We start from the raw sequence: 19,100 nt of genomic DNA, 5'->3' as shown, positions 1-19,100 counted from the left end.
GTCCCTTTCTTTTGGACTATTATATATTGAGTTTCGGTGGTAATGCCGAACTACATCCCGAAAGCCCCGCTTAATCCCGATAATTATCGGGATGCGGGGGGACTAGTCCACTTTTTTTTGGACTATTATATATTGAGTTTCTGTATTAATCCTAGACCAAGTAAAATTATAAATAGAATTTTATTTTGTTTCATTGTATTGAAAATCATTCCGCCGCGGCGGACGTTAATCCTTTTTCGATATTGAATTTATTTCCAATGCAGATTTGACAACTCCGCGTACGCACAAGCCTTGGCAGCGTTATCAAATCCTCCCCTTCGCCTCATTCCACCAGCTATCCATCAATTCCAATCCTGCATCATTCAAGTTTATATTTTCTGCTTTGGCTCGATCTTCTATATAATGAAATCGTGTTTTGAATTTTTGATTGGTACGCTCCAAAGCATTATCGGCATTGATGCCAGCGTGACGGCCATAATTAATTAATGCAAATAATAAATCGCCAAACTCATCTTCTTTTTTTTCCATCGCACTATCATTATCGAGTTCGTGTTTCAACTCAATTAATTCTTCATCCACCTTGGCCCATACTTGTTCTTTGGTATCCCAATCAAAACCCACACTAGCAGCTTTCTCTTGCATGCGATAAGCTTTTACCAAGGATGGCAACGAATTTGGAACACCGCCCAATACAGATTTATTTCCTTCTTTTAATTTAATTTGTTCCCAGTTTTGTTTCACTTGTTCTGCATCATCAGCTTGCACATTTCCATATATATGTGGGTGCCGATTAATTAATTTTTCGCATAAAGAATGTATTACATCAGCAATATCAAACTCTTTAGTTTCGCTAGCAATTCTGCTATAAAAAACTATATGTAGTAATAAATCTCCGAGTTCTTTTTTCATTTCCTTCATATCTCCAGCCATAATAGCATCGCACAATTCATAAGTCTCCTCTATGGTATTCGTACGTAAGCTTTCAAAGGTTTGTTCCTTGTCCCAAGGGCATTGCTCACGCAATTCATCCATGATAATAAGTATGCGTTTAAATGCTTCTAATTTCTGTTCAATTGAATTCATATATATGATAATGTAAAAAAATGAAAAATGAAAATTGTAAAATATAAAATAGTATCATATTCCCGTTCTTATTGCTTCTGCGGGATCTAATCGCGAGCCATTATAAGCTGGTATAATACCAAATACAACTCCTATTATAATAGAAACAAAAGTACCTGTTAATATATTATTCAAGCCCAATGTTACTTCAAATGGCATCACATTTTTAAAGGCAAGTGTGAGTAACCAAACCAAGAAGATACCAATAAGTCCACCCAACAAACTCAGCACAACCGACTCAGATAAAAATTGTAATAATATAAAACTATTTTTTGCTCCCAAGGATTTTTGTATACCAATTTGATTGGTCCTTTCTTTAACTGATACGAACATAATATTGGCAATTCCAAAACCTCCCACTAAAATGGATAAACCTCCGATAAGCCAACCTGCCATAGTAAGTGCTGCAAAAAAACCTTCGAGCGTGGTGGTTAATAAAGTTATTTTATTGAGTGCAAAATTGGGATCGTCTTGCGGTTTCAAATGTCGGATAGCCCGCATATCGCCTTGAAGTTCGTTTTCTAATTGGTCGAGCCCAACACCTTCTCGACCTTTTACTAAAATAGTGGGATTGCGATTGTCCTGATTCAAATTGGCGAAACCCATTGCATATTCCATTGGTACCATTAATTGGTTATCCAAACTATTGCCCAACATACTCTCCCCTTCCTTTTTGAAGACCCCTGCAATACGCAATTTGCGTCCTTTCATTTCTATAATTTTCCCTACAGGGTCACCTTCCCCAAATAAACTAGTGGCCAAATTTGAACCAATCAAAGCCACTGCTCTACCACCTCGTGATTCGGACTCCGTGAAATATCTTCCATTCTGAAATTCTAGTTTTTTTACTTCTTTATAGGAATAGGAAACTGCTGTAATACTTACCCCTTCTGCCGAGTTTGCATTCCACTCAAGGGTGCGTGGGGCAAGGTTTGCCGTGAAAGCTGAATAGGCCATATGACCAATTTTTCTGTCTAACTTTTCCAAATCTTCCTTTTGCGGTTGTGGTCTATTCATATATTTCCACCAAGGATATTCTGGCCCAAAAGTCCAGGGCCATTTTTGTACAAACACTACATCATTTCCCAAACTTTGTATACTGGTTTTTATATTGCTCACCATCGAATCCGTAATAGTGAAAACAAGTATAATACAAAATATACCAATAGTAATTCCCAACACCGATAGCAAGGAACGCAGCTTATTGAGCCATAATGATTGGAAGGCGAATAACACGCCTTCGCCCATAAGACGTAATGATAATAATAGGGTCTTCATTGGAATTGCAAAGCTAAGTTTATTTTTACCTTTTGGAAAGTTTAAAACTTTCCAAAAGGTAAAAACGGTAATGGAGCAAAATTTGTTAATTCACAATTAGGCATAAGCATTGGGAAAGTTTAAAACTTTTAAAAAGCTACAAAAAAAATCTTTTATATTATAACAAAATCCTAATTTTGTGCGTTGAAACAAAAATCAGAATCATTATGAACTACAAAAAAATTATTACTTTATCCGTTGTATGCGGACTTTTAAGTGGCCTTGCAGGTAGCATGGCTCTTATGTATTTCAGTAAATCGAACAATAACAATATAATATCGCAAGCAAACCCTGCGGTAATTAGTCGCACCAATTACGCAGTATCAGGAGCACTGCCTTCGTTTGTGGGAGCATCGGCCAAAGCTACGCCCTGCGTGGTATTTATTAAAACAATAACTGAGGCTCGTGCCGTGAGCCGTGACCCGTTCTTCGATTTTTTTAGTTGGGATCCTTTTGGGCAACGTGGGCCATCAGCTTCCTCAGGTTCGGGAGTGATACTTTCAGCCGATGGTTATATAGTAACGAATAACCATGTAATAGATGGTGCCGACCAAATAGAGGTAATAACCAATGGCAACAAACGCTCTTACAAAGCCCGTGTAATAGGTGCTGACCCCAATACAGATTTAGCTGTGATAAAAATACAAGCCACCGATTTACCGTTTATTTCCATAGGGAATTCTGAGCAATTATTGGTTGGCGACTGGGTAATGGCCGTAGGTAATCCGTTCAATTTAACTTCGACCGTTACTGCAGGTATCGTAAGTGCAAAAGGTCGTAATGTAGGAGTAGTAAATAGCAAATTCCCCATCGAATCTTTTATACAAACTGATGCGGCAATTAACCCTGGAAATTCGGGCGGGGCCTTGATAGACCTGCAAGGCAACTTGATTGGAATTAATACTGCGATCGCATCAAATACTGGATCATATAATGGTTATGGTTTTGCCATCCCGATTGATATGGTTTCGAAAATAGTGGATGACCTGAAAAAATTTGGAGAAGTACAACGCGGATATCCAGGAATGGAAGTAAAAGATATAGAAGCAGAACTTGCTGAAAAAATAGATTATAAAGGCAATAATGGGGTTTATGTAAATAGTATAATGGATGAAGGCCCAGCTAAAATTGGTGGCTTGCAAAAAGGTGATATTATTATAAAAGCTGGCAGCAAAACTATAGAAAGCAAAGCTGTATTTGATGAACAGATTAGCCTACGCAGACCTGGCGATGTATTAAGTATTATATACTTGAGAAAAGGCGTGCAAGCTACCACCAGTATTAAATTGTTCAGTAAAGAAAGCACCAATAAAATATTATATAAAAATACGTATCATTCCAATTCCCTCAATTCCGATTTAACACCAGTAACTGCTGAGGAAAAAGAAAAGTACAGTATTGATGGTGGGATTAAACTTGACAATATAAATGGTGGCCCGCTTAAGCAAATGGGATTACAAAATGGAAGTATTATATTAAAGTTCAATGGCAAAACTTATAATACCGCTACCGAATTGGAAGATGCGATTTTAAAATCATCAGGAAGTATTACTATGAAAATCATTGACCAAAATGGCAATGTGGGGAATTATAGCTTTTTGAGATACTAAGGAGAATTACGAATTTGATTCGCCGCTGGCGGAACGAATTACGAGGCAAAAACTTTTCGTAATTTGACATTCGTAATTTGCAATTAATTTAAGCAGGTTCCCAACTACTCAAATACTTTTCATTAATGGTATTGATATGATGTATTTCGTGTCCCAATATTAGAAATCCTAGGGCTCGTACTGATGCTTTTGATTTGCCTGCCGTGCCCATTCGCTCCAGCATTTCATCATCAAAACTTTCGAACAACATAATAGAACCATTTCGCACTACGGTATATTCTTGTAGCATTTTACGCCAGTTCCTATCTTGTGCATTGCTTGCTGCTGCAAACTCGTTTTCGTCGAATGGGTGTAATACATTTTGATCGCCACGGGCATATCGTAATGCACGGTAACAAAGTATGCGTTCAGTATCTATAATGTGTTGCCACATTTCTTTGATAGTCCATTTGCCGGGCTCATACCGATAAGTTAAAATTTCTACATCCAAATCTAATAAAAAATCAAAGGTTTTGCAAAACGATTCTTTAAAACCTTGAATTAATTCATCATAACTTACCTCAGCTATTTCTGCAGCATACCATTCTGGATATTCATGGGGCAATGGTTTGGTGATGATAACTTCTTTTTTCATATTGGTCTTTTGTTATTGGGTAATATATATATTATATATAAAGCATAAACTTATTGTTTATTTAATATTTGCGGATAGGATTTTAGCGACTCCAGTGCTTTCTTCATATAAGGATCGTTTTCGTTTGCCGTTTTAATAAATTCATTTTCGCCCAAGGCTCTCCGTGCAATATATGATTTTAACTGACGCTCTATAATAGAGATTGACTTCGAAAAACCGTTCCTGTCAACCTGCAATCCTTTACCTTTTGCAAACTGTGTAAGCCCTTCAGTAAGTTTCTGGCGATGTGTATTCCACCATACATCAAGGTTTGATTTGTTTTTCATATTTTTCAATTCAGGATACGCATCGGTGAGCTGGTAAACGTACTGCTGTATATATCCATTTTGCAAAAGCTGGCTTAAATAGTCACTGTTTTTTGAGGTGTCTACAGGTATATATATATCTGGCGAAATGCCCATTCCATCCACCACTGTTCGGCCCTTAGATGTTTTAAATTTATGGGCTTTGCTCATTAGAATGCTATCTGAAATCCTGTCAACTTTATAGCGGCTATATAGTTCGTTTTCATAATCGGCGTGACCATTGGGCTCATAGTTTTTCTGTATACATCTGCCCGATGGAGTATAATATCTGGCAATAGTTAATCTGATTTGTGAACCATCATCGAGACTCAGTGATTCTTGCACCAAACCTTTGCCAAAACTGCGTCGCCCAATTATAAGTCCACGATCCCAATCCTGCACTGCCCCTGCGAGTATTTCGCTTGCCGATGCTGAATGGTCATCGACCAAAATGACTAGTTTGCCGCTTTCAAAAATTCCACTCGTGCGGGCATTATAATCCTTACGCTTTTGGTGTACGCCTTTCGTATAAATAATAAGTTTATTGTCATCTAAAAGCTCATCGGCAATACGACAAACGGCCTCCAAATAACCACCGCCATTCCCTCTGAGGTCTATAATCAAATTTTCTAAACCATCATTTTCTAACTCTTTCAATTTATTGTAAAACTCTTCATAAGTAGTGGAGCCAAAATGGTTAATCTTTATATAACCTGTTGCTTTGTCCACCATGTAAGCTGCATCCACACTGTATATTGGTATTTTGCCACGGGTGATGGTGAAGTATATAATTTTGCCTGTTGACCTACGGAAAATTCCAATCTTGACCTTGGTATTCTTAGGCCCTTTAAGCGTTTTCATCACTTTGTCGTTGGTTATTTTCACACCTGCTATTTTATTTCCATCCACGCTCACTATCCGATCATCTGCAAAAATGCCTGCTTGCTGACTAGGCCCTCCATTAATCACGTTCACCACCATCACAGTATCATCCAATATATTAAACTCGACCCCTATACCTTCAAAGTTCCCGTTAAGCGGGGCTTCTAGGGCCGAAAGCTCATCGGCGGGAATATAAACAGAGTGCGGATCGAGCTCCTGCAATAAGCCTTCAATCGCAGCCTTTTGTAATTTGCCCTCGCTCACGGTATCTACATAAGCATTTTTAATTAAGTTGATAACATCCTCTGTTGATGTATAACTTTTCCTCGATGAAAATCCTTTTGGTTTCAATAAAATTCCAATTCCAACACCTGTAGCCAATAACACAAAATATAGCAAATACCGCATTCCCGCTTTACTGTAGTCTTTGTTATGCTCAAGCTGTGGAATATTTTCTTCTTCATTCATTCTTGCAAAAGTGTAGACTTGTAGTCAAATTTCATTAAAAACTTTTGAACCCTTGTATGCAAAAGACTACAGAATCTGATTCTAATTACAATAATTTGGAAACGATGAGCACTGCGGAGCTTATTTCAAACATAAACCGCGAAGACCAAACCGTGGCCAATGCAGTGAGCAAAGCCTTGCCACACATAGGAAAATTGGTTGATGCTGTATATGAAAAACTGAATAACGGTGGTCGCTTATTTTATTTGGGTGCAGGTACAAGCGGACGATTGGGAATATTGGATGCCAGCGAATGCCCCCCAACATTTGGTGTGCCCCACGGATTGGTAATAGGCATGATAGCAGGTGGCGACAAGGCCATCCGCAAAGCCGTTGAATTTGCCGAAGACAGTATGGAACAGGGATGGAAAGATTTGGAAGAATACCATGTAACCGAAAGCGATTTCGTAGTAGGTATTGCTGCTAGCGGTTCTACTCCTTATGTGCTTGGTGCCTTGCAAATGTGCGATACAAAAGGCATCTCCACAGGTTGTATTGTATGTAATACAGAAAGTTCAATAGCTAAAGTTTGTAAATTCCCAGTAGAAATAGTGGTAGGGCCTGAGTTTGTAACTGGCTCAACGCGAATGAAAGCAGGTACCGCACAAAAGCTAGTGCTTAATATACTCACCACCTCGGTGATGATAAAGATGGGAAGAGTAAAAGGGAATAAAATGGTGGATATGACCCCGACCAATAATAAACTTATTGACCGTGGTGTGCGTATGATTATGGAACAACTTGAAGTTGATGAAAAACAAGCAGTTGGATTGCTCCAAAAACATGGTAGCGTGAGAAAAGCAATTGATTTTTTTATGGTTTGATTGGAATAACTGATATTTGAAAGATTTTTAGGTAACCATATCATCATTTTTTGGCAAAGAAAAATACATACTTATATATAATTATTAGTTTCTTGCTTACGCATAGTTTGCAAGCTCAACTCACTGTTAAAAAATTTGAACCTAGTCTGCTACAAAACCACGATGAAGCAGTGGAAACACGTTTCGCTACCATAGAAATTCCTGTATATGAAACAGCAATGGCTAATACTGTTTTTCTTCAAAATGGTTATGCTTCAGCTATCATACGCAATCCTTCTTATTGGCGTCCCGACTACGATTCGATGGATGTAACTGATATAACCTTAGTTTATACCCGATACCCGCTCGATAAAAATAAATGGTCGATAGGTTACCACTATTTGCTCAACGAACGTTTAATGGAACTGTTTAGGTTGGATAGCAACCTAAATGATGCTCATATCAATTATCATATTGTTTACCAAACTGGTTGCAAAAATGCCAAAGAAGCAAAAAGCTACAAGCATGGCATCACAATTACCTATAAAATATTTGACTCAAAAACTATAGAGCTAAAACGTGAGCAGCATAGACGCCAAATTGCCGTAAGCCCTCGCTTGCAAATGACTTATCGTAAAGATGTGGAAGCATTTATAAAAGAACAGGGCGGCATAACCGATTCTACTGTTTATAAAATATTCGACCGTCATCCCGAATGGCGTAAGTCGTTGGTGGTTATGGACTGGACCAGTAGCATGTATCAATATGGAGCATCATGTGTGCTATGGCATAGCTTGCACTATAACCAAAGTGGGATTCGATATTTTTCTTTTTTCAACGATGGCGACAACAAACCCGAGTACTTGAAAAAGCTTGGCTATGCGGGTGGTATATATCACGAAAAAGCTGATAGGTTAGACGATGTAATTAAGCTATTCCGCTTGGTAATGAAAAATGGGAGCGGTGGCGATATTCCCGAGAACGATATTGAAGCCATGATAAAAGCGATACAATTTTTTCCCGATTTTAATGAGCTTATTTTGATTGCAGATAATAGTGCTTGTGTGAGAGACTATATCATAAGTGACAGTATAAAAGTGCCCATCAAAATTATATTATGTGGCACACAAAACGGCATCAATCCCATGTACCTAAACTTGGCCGCAAAAACAGGAGGTTCTATACATACGATAGAAGAAGATATATATAGTATGCAAAGCACGGGTATAGGACAAGAAACAGTAAATATTGGTGGCATCAATTTCAAAAAAGATGCAAAGGGAATATATATACGAATAGATGGCAAAATGGCTGGAGAGTGCGAACAGTTTTACGATTATAAACCAGAACCCAAAGTAGTGGACAAGGATAAAGAAAAAAACATTAAGAAATTAACTTGGTGGCAAAGGTTTAGGAAGAAGATGGGATTCGGGAAATAGGATTCGGTTCGCCGTCGGCGGATGGGGACATTCGCCTGATTTTATGAGTCAAAATAAAAGAATAATAATGAACAAGGATTAACGTCCGCCGCGGCGGAAAGAATGAAGAAGTTTTAAAATTTTCTAAAATCTAAGCCCGATAATTACTGGGACATTGTTCCTTGTTCTTAAATCTTTTTCACTTTTTACACATCTGACTCTCCTGATAAATCCTCTTAGAGAGACTCATAGTGGAATGCGAAAACTTGATGTCGCAAATTGCGATTTTCGGCTGAGAGTTTCCAGCAGCGGACTCGCCATAGAAGGAAGATTTTGGGAGTTTTGTCATGCCGAGGGACGAGGCATCTCATCATATAAAAAAAATAGATGCCTCCTATCGTCGGCATGACAAAACCTAAATGCTTTTGGTTTTTACTGTAAAATCAATCCAACTTGAATGAATTTATAGCCACCGAAATTATTTAGAGGTATTAGCCCCCACAATACTATGCCGATAATGTAAAAATAAAGTAGGTATACAGCAATATTTTTTTCATACTCTAAACTTGTTATTAAAGATAACACCTACACCGCCACCCTACCTTTAATAGCAGGCCACGGGTCATAATTTTCCAACGTAAAATCATCATATACAAAATCGAAAACTGATTTTATGTTGGGGTTTAATTTCATTGTTGGATAAGGACGCGGTTCACGGCTCAATTGCAATTCCACTTGCTCGAAATGATTACTATATATATGTGCATCGCCGAGTGTATGTATAAAATCGCCTGGTTGTAAATTGCACTCTTGTGCTACCATTAAAGTAAGCAAAGCATAGGATGCTATATTAAATGGAACGCCCAAAAACAAATCGGCACTGCGTTGATATAATTGACAACTGAGTTTTCCATCGGCTACATAAAACTGAAAAAAAGCATGACAAGGCATCAAAGCCATACGTGGCAAATCAGCCACATTCCATGCACTCACGATCATACGTCGGCTATCGGGATTTGTTTTAAGTTGTTGTAATACTTCTGATACTTGGTCTATATGTTTCCCATCGGGAGCAGGCCAACTACGCCACTGGTAGCCATATACAGGGCCAAGCTCTCCTTTTTCGTCAGCCCATTCGTCCCATATTGTTACGCCGTTTTCTTTTAAATATTTGGTATTGGTTTCACCTTTCAAAAACCATAATAATTCATGTATAATAGATTTTAAATGTACTCTTTTGGTAGTCACCATCGGGAAACCTTCCTGCAAATTAAATCGCATCTGATATCCAAAAACTGATTTCGTTCCAGTACCAGTTCGGTCACTTTTTAATGTGCCGTTATTATATACATGTTTGAGTAATGTTTCGTATTGATTCATATATTTTTTAATTACGAATTACAAATTACGAATTACGATTTGTATAATACATTTAATCGTAATTCGTAATTCTGTTATACTACCGCCTTAAATCTCGTCCTTCTTGGTGTTACATCACCCAGTCTTGCTTTTTTGTTTTCTTCGTAATCAGAATAATTGCCTTCGAAATAATGCACTTGTGAGTTGCCTTCAAAAGCTAATATATGTGTGGCCACTCTATCAATAAACCACCTGTCGTGACTTATAATAACCACACATCCTGCAAAGTTTTCTATACCTTCTTCCAGTGCACGAAGTGTATTAATATCTATATCATTTGTAGGCTCGTCTAATAGTAATACATTGCCTCCGTCTTTCAATGTCATAGCCAAGTGCAAACGGTTACGCTCACCACCTGATAATACACCCACCATTTTGCTTTGGTCATTGCCATTAAAATTGAATCTCGATAAATATGCTCTCGAATTCATCGTCACATTTCCTACTACCAAATTATCAAGTCCGCCACTCACCACTTCATATACAGTTTTGTTTGGCAGTAATGCTTCGTGACTTTGATCGACATAAGAAATTTTTACAGTCTCCCCTACTTTGAACGTGCCACTATCGGGTTGTTCTAACCCCATTATCATACGGAACAAAGTAGTTTTTCCTACACCATTGGGGCCTATAATACCAACGATACCACCACGAGGTAAACTTATATTTAAATTTTCATATAGTAATTTACTGCCAAATGCTTTGCTCACATCATGTGCTTCAATAACTACATCGCCCAAACGAGGTCCTGGTGGAATATATAATTCTAATTTTTGTTCTTTCTCTTTTCCTTCTTCGCTCATCATTCTATCATAAGCTCCAAGACGGGCTTTGCTCTTGGCATGGCGAGCTTTTGGTGCCATACGAACCCATTCCAATTCACGCTCTAATGATTTTTGGCGTTTGCCTTCGCTTTTTTCTTCGGCAGCCATGCGTTTGGTTTTTTGCTCGAGCCAACTTGTATAATTGCCTTGCCATGGAATACCTTCTCCCCTATCCAATTCTAATATCCAACCCGCCACATTATCTAAGAAATATCTATCGTGCGTTACTGCTATAACAGTACCTTTATATGTTTTCAAAAATGTTTCGAGCCATTCTACACTTTCTGCATCCAAATGGTTGGTAGGCTCATCCAATAATAATATATCAGGCTCACTTAATAGCAAACGGCAAAGTGCAACGCGGCGGCGTTCTCCACCCGATAATACTTTTATAGGTGTATCGGCATCGGGGCAACGAAGTGCGTCCATGGCTTTGTCTAATTTTGTATCAAGTTCCCAAGCATCTGTGGCATCAATTTTATCTTGCAATTCGCCCTGACGGTTCAGGAATTTTTCCATCACATCCGCATTTTCATATACTTCAGGAGTTCCTAATTTTTCATTGATTTCATTATACTCATTCAATATATCCATGATATGCTGAACACCTTCACTCACCACTTCTTTCACAGTTTTGGTTTCGTCCAATTCTGGTTCTTGGGCCAAATATCCAATTTTAAAATCTTGGTTAAACACGACCTCACCATTATAGCTTTTATCAATGCCTGCAATAATTTTAAGCAAGCTCGATTTGCCCGAACCATTGAGTCCTAAAACTCCAATTTTAGCTCCGTAGAAAAATGATAAGTATATATCTTTAAGTACTTGTTTATTTGGCGGGTAAGTCTTGCTCACCTTGGCCATCGAGAAAATAATTTTGTGGGGTTCGTTACTCATGTTTTGGTTAAATAATATGATGCAAAGTTACTATACTTTGCTATATGGTTTGATGGAAATTTTTTTCATCATTCATAACGTCATTCTGATCCCGACTTATCGGAATTCGAGCGAAGAATCTGCAAATAACATCTCCGAATTCAACAGATTCTGAGTCTCGTCAAAGTAATATGTCAAAATTTCAAGCTCTTGTTTTGACGAGACTCAGAATGACGTTTTAAACGGCCTTCAACTCCTCAATAACCTGCAAAGGATTACTGGAAGCGAAAACGAAATTACCTGCAACTAAAACATCTGCCCCAGCATCTCTAAGTTTTGGAGCATTTTGTATATTAACTCCACCATCAATTTCTATCATAGCTTTCGATGATTTTTGCAGAATCATATCTTTTAATCGTGATACTTTATCATAAGTATTTTCAATAAATTTTTGCCCACCAAAACCTGGATTCACACTCATCACACATATCAAATCTATATCAGCTATAATATCAAATAATCCATGAATAGATGTATGCGGATTAATAGCAACGCCTGCCTTCATTCCCAACTCTTTAATTCCTTGAATGGTGCGGTGCAAATGGTGGCAAGCTTCTATATGTACCGATAAATTATCAGCTCCTGCATTTTTGAAAGCTTGCAAATATCTATCAGGATCTACAATCATTAAATGCACATCCAATGGTTTTTTACTATGCTTTTTTATCGCTTGTATTACCGGAATTCCAAATGATATATTGGGCACAAACATGCCGTCCATCACATCCACATGTATCCAGTCGGCTGTGCTATTATTGAGCATTTCTGTTTCCTTTTGCAAGTTTGCAAAATCAGCAGCTAGTATGGAAGGAGCAATTAACATTGAATGATTTAATGAGGTTTGATTTAATGATTTTTTTACTTTACAGGATACATTTACTAGATATATAACATTAATAATTTACCATTAATAATTAACCATTTTTATTGTCCAAGTTCTTTTAATAAATTATCTGCATTGGCCACTTTTTTCAGTACCCAACATACATATCTAATATCACATCCTACGGAGCGGCTATAGTTTTCGTTCCAAGCATAATCATTAATGGTAGCTGTATATGCACGGTCGAAATTCACACCTACTAATTCGCCATAGGCATTTAATACAGGGCTTCCGCTATTGCCACCAGTTGTATCTAAATTATATAAAAAATCTACAGGCAAATCTCCGAGATTTATATCCATATATTTATCATAGTCTTTTTGTTCATATAACTGCTGATAACTAGCAGGCATAACAAAAGTATTGTTATCGCATTTTTCTATAATACCTTTCAATGTAGTAAAAGGCTTATTATACTCACCATCATTAGGTTTGTAGCCACGCACATAACCATAAGTAAAACGTAAAGTTATATTGGCATCGGGCGTAAAATTTTGTTTTTTCCAATACATTTTTATTTCCACATACTTCGACAGTAGCTGATTCAAAGCTGCGTCCTGCTTTATTCTGCGTGCATCCAATTCAATATAATAATCATATATTACTTTAGACATACGTTGTAAATCGTCGAAGTTTTTGAAAACTTTTGAAGGTTTGGTTGCCAATAAAGTATCTATTTTTTTGGAGTCGTTCAGATAACTGTTTTTTATAATATGGCTTACAAAATCACCTATTGCTTTTCGTGGATTGGGGTCGTTGATAACCGCTCCATTTCCTGCAAAAATATTGATCAACCTTCGGTCTACACAATCGGTAAACATCATCGTAAGCCAACCTTTGTCGAACTCTGGATGCTTTTGGCCATAAGCATCTCTAATCTCAGCACGTATTACTTTGGCATTCGATTCAAGCAACTCTTCCCATTTATTTTTCATCAAGGCTTGGTTCTCTTTTCTATATCTATTGAGCACCATGGCAGCTTTAAAAATCCCCGGTGTATTCATCAATTGCGTTAGCCACAAATATTTATCGGCATCAGCTATTTTATCAATATATATTTTATCAATATCACGCAATAAAGTTCCATACTGATCCGTAAGCAATGCGTCGTTTTCTATAAAAGTTTGCATAGCCGTTTCTTCATCAATTTTATTTTGCAAAAGCCCGATACGTCTGAACCCTTGCATTTTACCTTTATAGTTTTTGGTTACATTGGCCAATTGTTTTACACGGCTGCTATAGACAAGTTCGAGGTTTTTATTCCCTTTGCCTAGTTCTTCCATTTTTGCAATTTGCCAATCATATACTTTTGATATAAAAGGCAGTTGATGATCCTGATGGTATTCAAAAAACTGCGAAGGTTGGTGCCTGAAAGTGCGACCTGGGTAACCGAGTATAAATACGAAATCTTCTTCTTTGAGCGAACTTGCATTAATTTTAAAATGTTTGGCAGGTTTGTAAGGAACATTATTCGGAGAATATGCGGCCGGGCTTCCATCGGGAGCAACATAAGCACGCACAAACGAGAAATCGCCCGAGTGGCGAGGCCATACCCAGTTATCCGTTTCGCCACCGTACTCACCCACACTGCGGGGAGGCACATAAACCAACCTCACATCTTTTATTGTTTTGTAACGGAACAATACATATTGTTTGCCCGTGAACATCTCCGACATTTCGCATAATAAGCCTGGGTTTTTTTCACGTTCTGATTGCTCAATCTGTTTAATTTTATCATTGATAGATTTGATGCGTACCACAGGGTCACTTATTTTATTAGCTTCTTGCAAAACTTCTGCTGAAACATCTTTATACGAAACTGTAATTTTTACAGGCAAATCAACAGAGCGTTCATCTTCGTGGGTACTCGCTTTAAAACCATTGGTAATATAATCGTGGGCCGAATCGCTGATGGAAGCCGTGGCACCAAATGCACAGTGATGGTTGGTAATTATAAGCCCATCAGGCGATACAAATGAACCTGTGCAGCCACCCAATCTCACCACCGCATCAATTAAACTAACCCCTTCAGGATTATATAATTCTTTGGGCGAAATTTTGAGGCCTGCTTTCTTCAAATCCAAGCCAGACAATGATGATAAGGGAAATATACCCTCATCCGATTTGTTAGATTGTAGGGTGATGCTTAGTAAAACCAATAATAGGAGTTTACTTTTTCGTTTGGTAACAGCGGATCTAAAATTCATAAATACTTGGCAAAAGTAATGTCGAAAGCCTGCTAAAGGGCTTTTTTGAGAACAGATTCTAATTTTGTGCAAACCAATTTGTAATCAAACAACGCCAATGCCTTTTGTTTACCGCTAATTCCCATTTGGTCAAATTTATCCACATCATCATATCGCTCTATAATTCCCATTGCTAGTGCCGCTGTATTATTGGGAGGTATAATATATAAATCTTCCCCGTGTGTAAAATATAAAGACACATCACTTACATCGGTTGATATTACGGGGTTCCCAGTAGCCATATATTCACCCAATTTATTGGGAAAGCCAAAGTTTGCATACGTACTGTCTATGCGGTTCATCAATAGTAAATCGCAATTTTGCAATTGTGCGGGCACCTCATTATATAGGAGCGGCCCTGTTAATTCAACACTGTTTTCAATTCCCAATTTTTTGATCAACTCCAAAATGTTTTTTTGGTTTTCACAATATCCCATCAATTTTAAAGTGATAAAATCATGCTCTTTTTTTGCTTCTGCAAATGCTTCAATAATTAATAACAAGCCATCCTTTACCCCAAACGAACCTATATATCCAATACACCCTTTGGTTGGTATTATAATATGAGCAAACCTAGAACTATCAATGGTATTGGAGAGGAGGTGTACCCGTTCAGTTCCATAACTTTTTATATAATACTGCTGCAAGCGGGTTGAATTTACGGTAATATGTTTGGCAAAAAAATGAGAAAATCTTTCGTCGAATTTATTCAAATAATAAAACATACTTTTTTTGTATTGCCAATATTGCGACGATTTAAGTTCTGTTTGCTCTATCACCACAGGTATAGAAAGTATGCGGGCGAGCATATATATATGTATATAATAATGTATATCGGGCGAGTACAGGAACAATACATCAATATTTTTGCGGTTTTTTATAAGGTAACGATTGGTTCGAAACAAAGATTTAACCGTGTCGAAAAATTTACCGATATAACTTTTGGGACGGGTATTTCTTTTGTTTATATATATATAAGGGGTGTTTTCATAATTTCCCTCAGTAGCAGTATTAATTCCTGAATCATTAAAATGCGAAGCCCACATTAGCATCAACTTGGTATGATGCCCTAGTTCTTGCAGACCTTTGCAAAAATCTTTGATACGCGAAGTACCTGCTCCACCCTCGGGAAAATCTCCCTGATATATAATTAAAATATTCAAACTAAAATAATAGTGCAAATTAAAAGTGAATAGTCGGGCTAAATAAATTTATTTTTGCAAACATGTTCAATCAATGGCCGGTAATAAAAGATTTGGGGAAATGGTTTGAAGAAAACTGGAACGGTGCATACCTTACAGCATGCTTCAGTAGGTCGAAAGAAACTATCTATTTGTTTTTTGAAAAAGATAAAAATCAATTACACCTCAAATTGGAGTTTTTGAACGAAGGAAGTTTTTTGCTCAATGAGTTTTCAAAACACAAGAAAACTGATTTGGTGCAATTTGCGGAAATCATTAACCAACAAATATCATCCATCAATTATTTTGAAAACGAAAGGAGCATTATCCTCAATTTCTATAATGGATATGCAGTCTGGATTAGATTTTATGGCAGTATGGGGAATATAATACTCCTTAAAAATGGTGAAGCGGTGAAAATATTTCGTAGCCATCTGCAAAATGATTTGAAAGCAAACATCAACCAAATAGATCCAGAAAAAAATATTGTACCTAAGGTCAACCCATTCATCATAAAATTAATGCTGAAAGAAAATGGGACCTATCAAATAGAAAATCAGCAAGCAGAAACCTCCATATTATATATAGCCCAGAATGTGTATGATGCCTTGGACAATTTTTCGAAACTGTATTTCCGCTTCAAACATTCGTATAATAAAAACCACGAGCAGTTGTCACAAGTTATACAAAAGGAGAAATCTCTGAGCAAGAATTTACAAAAGTACGAGGAACGTTTACATGATATAATACTTAGCCGTCCCTTGGATGAAATAGCTCATATTATAATAGCCAATATTAATGATATTATAACAGGGATGGAAGAAAAAGAAATGCTCGATTTTTATACCAATACGAATATCAAGGTTAAGTTAAATCCTAAAATTAGTCCACAACAAAATGCAGAGGTATTGTTCCGAAAACAAAAAAACAGGAAAATTGAAATTGGTTTTTTGGAGCAGTCCATCAACAGGAGTAGTAGTGATATCAAGCATTTGCAAAAGCAGATAAATTATTTCAAAGAACATCTTTATGATACTGGTCAACCCACAAAAACCGAAAAAAGCAAAGTAGAAAAAGCGGATAATAAAATTGCGGGCATCCGCCAAATCATTATAGAAGGTTTTGAAATTTGGATTGGTAAAAGCAGTGAATCGAATGATAAACTGACGCATCAATTGGCACATAAAAATGATTTATGGTTTCATGCTTTTGGGGTGAGCGGTTCGCATGTAATTATTAGAAGTAGTAGTATTGAAACCGTACCGCAGCATATCATATATAAAGCAGCGGCGTTGGCTGCAGCAAATTCAAAAAATAAACATAGTAATATGGTCCCTGTAATCAAAACGTTTAAGAAATATGTGAGGCGTCCACGTGGTGCAAACCCAGGACAGGTAAGTGTGGAGCGTTATGATATTATAGATGTAAAACCCGACAATGAGCTGTGATTTGAGAGAGAATTTGGAATTAATTTACCATTTTGCAAATGGGGAAAAACAACCCTGATATGATATTACAATAGGATTTAGTTCGCCGCAGCGAATGGGATGTGAGGGAGACCTACATTGTTTTTTGCAAACATCAATAACACTAACTGTATTCACTCCATGTTCTTAATTCCTTAATGATTATATATTTGTATTTAATTCCAATTCTTAAACTAAAATAGTTCTCCGCCTGTGGCGGATTTGGTTTGTAGAATGGTAATGCCGAACTACATCATGAAAGCATTCGGGATTAGTCCCTTTCTTTTGGACTATTATATATTGAGTTTCGGTATAAAATAAAGAATCGCAGATTTCTATAATCCATATAGCAAAAAAAAACCCACCTCGATATGAGATGGGTTTTTAATACTAAAAAGTACTGGATTATTTTTTAGCTTTTGGAGCTGCTTTAACAGCGGCTTTCTTGGCTGCTGGTTTAGCAGCTTTCTTAGCGGCTGGTTTAGCGGCTTTCTTAGCGGCTGGTTTAGCAGCTTTCTTTGGAGCAGCTTTCTTAGCAGCTTTTTTAGGAGCAGCTTTCTTAGCACCAGCTTTCTTTGGAGCGGCTTTCTTAGCAGCGGCTTTCTTTGGAGCACCTTTTTTAGCAGCGGCTTTCTTTGGAGCACCTTTTTTCTTAGCAGCCTTTTTAGGAGCAGCTTTTGGAGCAGCAGGTTTTGCAGATACACCTTTAATTCCATAATGGAATTTAGGTCCGATTTTTTCACGGTGCAACATACCTTTTTTGGTCATCTCAACAATTTTAATGTTTAGATATGCTTTCACTTTTGCAAGTGTTTTTCCAGGGCTTACCATTTTAGTTGCAATTTCATGAGAGGTCATCATGCGACCTTCTTTTTTAATTGCAGCCAACATTTTGTCAGCAAAAGTTACACGGTTAGATGCTTTTTTAGGAGCAGCTTTTCCAGATCCTTTTGGACGGCCAGATGATTTTGCAGCCTTCGCTTTTGCAGCAGGTTTTGCACTCGATACTTTTGCTTTAGCAGATTTTGCTTTAGCAGGTGCGGCAGCTTTTTTCGGAGCTTTCGCAGGTTTGGTTACTTTTTTTGCCATTGTATTATAATAATTAATTTTAATTAGTGATGCAAAAATCACTATGATATTTGTTTCTACCAAATTTTTTCTTTATATATTTTTTCACAATTGTTAACAAGTGTACAATTTATAAAACACATACCGCTCCGCAAACCCATTTATTATGTTACATTAAATCCCGAAAAATAATATATATATGCTCTTATAACCCCATTTTTACTGACTTCTTACTAAAATATACAGTTTTTAAAAAACCTCCGTTTATATATCACAATACTTTTTTATTTCAGAAGGTTTATTCACATTGAAAATCACATTTTTTAAAAAATAGCTTTTTTAAAAACGAAAATTAAAAGTACCTATTTAAATGCATCCACTGTACTCCAATTCAAGAAATAAAATGTTTACAATTAACCAAACTTCATATTCTATAAGGC

14 protein-coding genes are annotated in these 19,100 nt (G+C 37.1%); 4 read left to right on the top strand and 10 right to left on the bottom strand.

All coding sequences use genetic code 11. The features are described from left to right. Positions 1-303: 303 nt before the first annotated feature. A complete protein-coding gene (mazG, locus tag SGJ10_03000) occupies positions 304-1,083 on the bottom strand; it encodes a nucleoside triphosphate pyrophosphohydrolase (protein MDZ4757093.1) in 780 nt (259 codons plus the stop codon). 54 nt (positions 1,084-1,137) lie between these two features. Next, a complete protein-coding gene (locus SGJ10_02995; protein MDZ4757092.1) occupies positions 1,138-2,400 on the bottom strand; it encodes an ABC transporter permease in 1,263 nt (420 codons plus the stop codon). Positions 2,401-2,606: 206 nt separating this feature from the next. Here SGJ10_02995 and SGJ10_02990 point away from each other — a divergent pair, with 206 nt between their 5' ends. Then, complete coding sequence (locus SGJ10_02990) at positions 2,607-4,049, top strand: trypsin-like peptidase domain-containing protein (protein ID MDZ4757091.1); 1,443 nt, start codon at positions 2,607-2,609, stop codon at positions 4,047-4,049. Positions 4,050-4,137: 88 nt separating this feature from the next. On the opposite strand, the gene SGJ10_02985 is transcribed toward SGJ10_02990, so the two are convergent. Both SGJ10_02985 and SGJ10_02980 read right to left on the bottom strand, forming a co-directional pair. Continuing rightward, positions 4,138-4,683: a DinB family protein gene (locus SGJ10_02985; GenBank protein ID MDZ4757090.1), complete on the bottom strand. Its 546-nt coding sequence runs from the start codon at positions 4,681-4,683 to the stop codon at positions 4,138-4,140. A 50-nt stretch (positions 4,684-4,733) separates the two neighbouring features. Next, positions 4,734-6,377 (bottom strand): S41 family peptidase, encoded by a 1,644-nt coding sequence (locus tag SGJ10_02980; GenBank protein MDZ4757089.1) that lies wholly within the window; start codon positions 6,375-6,377, stop codon positions 4,734-4,736. Positions 6,378-6,433: 56 nt separating this feature from the next. Here SGJ10_02980 and murQ point away from each other — a divergent pair, with 56 nt between their 5' ends. Continuing rightward, the gene (murQ, locus tag SGJ10_02975) at positions 6,434-7,240 is read left to right on the top strand and encodes an N-acetylmuramic acid 6-phosphate etherase (protein ID MDZ4757088.1); all 807 of its coding nucleotides are present in this window, start codon (positions 6,434-6,436) and stop codon (positions 7,238-7,240) included. A 50-nt stretch (positions 7,241-7,290) separates the two neighbouring features. Then, positions 7,291-8,658: a hypothetical protein gene (locus SGJ10_02970; protein MDZ4757087.1), complete on the top strand. Its 1,368-nt coding sequence runs from the start codon at positions 7,291-7,293 to the stop codon at positions 8,656-8,658. 564 nt (positions 8,659-9,222) lie between these two features. On the opposite strand, the gene SGJ10_02965 is transcribed toward SGJ10_02970, so the two are convergent. The 5 genes from SGJ10_02965 to SGJ10_02945 form a co-directional block, all read right to left on the bottom strand. Next, the gene (locus SGJ10_02965) at positions 9,223-10,017 is read right to left on the bottom strand and encodes a thymidylate synthase (GenBank protein MDZ4757086.1); all 795 of its coding nucleotides are present in this window, start codon (positions 10,015-10,017) and stop codon (positions 9,223-9,225) included. Between the two features lie 74 nt (positions 10,018-10,091). Then, entirely contained in the window at positions 10,092-11,777 is a 1,686-nt protein-coding gene (gene ettA, locus SGJ10_02960) for an energy-dependent translational throttle protein EttA (protein ID MDZ4757085.1), read from the bottom strand. 217 nt (positions 11,778-11,994) lie between these two features. Continuing rightward, positions 11,995-12,639 (bottom strand): ribulose-phosphate 3-epimerase, encoded by a 645-nt coding sequence (gene rpe / locus SGJ10_02955; protein MDZ4757084.1) that lies wholly within the window; start codon positions 12,637-12,639, stop codon positions 11,995-11,997. 101 nt (positions 12,640-12,740) lie between these two features. Further along, on the bottom strand, positions 12,741-14,906 hold the full coding sequence (locus SGJ10_02950; GenBank protein MDZ4757083.1) for a S46 family peptidase: 2,166 nt from the start codon (positions 14,904-14,906) through the stop codon (positions 12,741-12,743). 32 nt (positions 14,907-14,938) lie between these two features. Next, entirely contained in the window at positions 14,939-16,108 is a 1,170-nt protein-coding gene (locus tag SGJ10_02945; GenBank protein MDZ4757082.1) for a glycosyltransferase family 4 protein, read from the bottom strand. Positions 16,109-16,170: 62 nt separating this feature from the next. On the opposite strand from SGJ10_02945, the gene SGJ10_02940 reads away from it, so the two are divergent. Next, a complete protein-coding gene (locus SGJ10_02940; protein MDZ4757081.1) occupies positions 16,171-17,574 on the top strand; it encodes an NFACT RNA binding domain-containing protein in 1,404 nt (467 codons plus the stop codon). 423 nt (positions 17,575-17,997) lie between these two features. Here SGJ10_02940 and SGJ10_02935 read toward each other — a convergent pair whose 3' ends face one another. Further along, a complete protein-coding gene (locus tag SGJ10_02935; GenBank protein ID MDZ4757080.1) occupies positions 17,998-18,681 on the bottom strand; it encodes a hypothetical protein in 684 nt (227 codons plus the stop codon). Between the last annotated feature and the right edge of the window lie 419 nt (positions 18,682-19,100).

The sequence above is a fragment of the Bacteroidota bacterium genome, from assembly GCA_034439655.1.
GTDB lineage: Bacteria > Bacteroidota > Bacteroidia > UKL13-3 > UKL13-3 > CANJUD01.
This window is presented reverse-complemented; position numbering and strand designations above follow the sequence as displayed.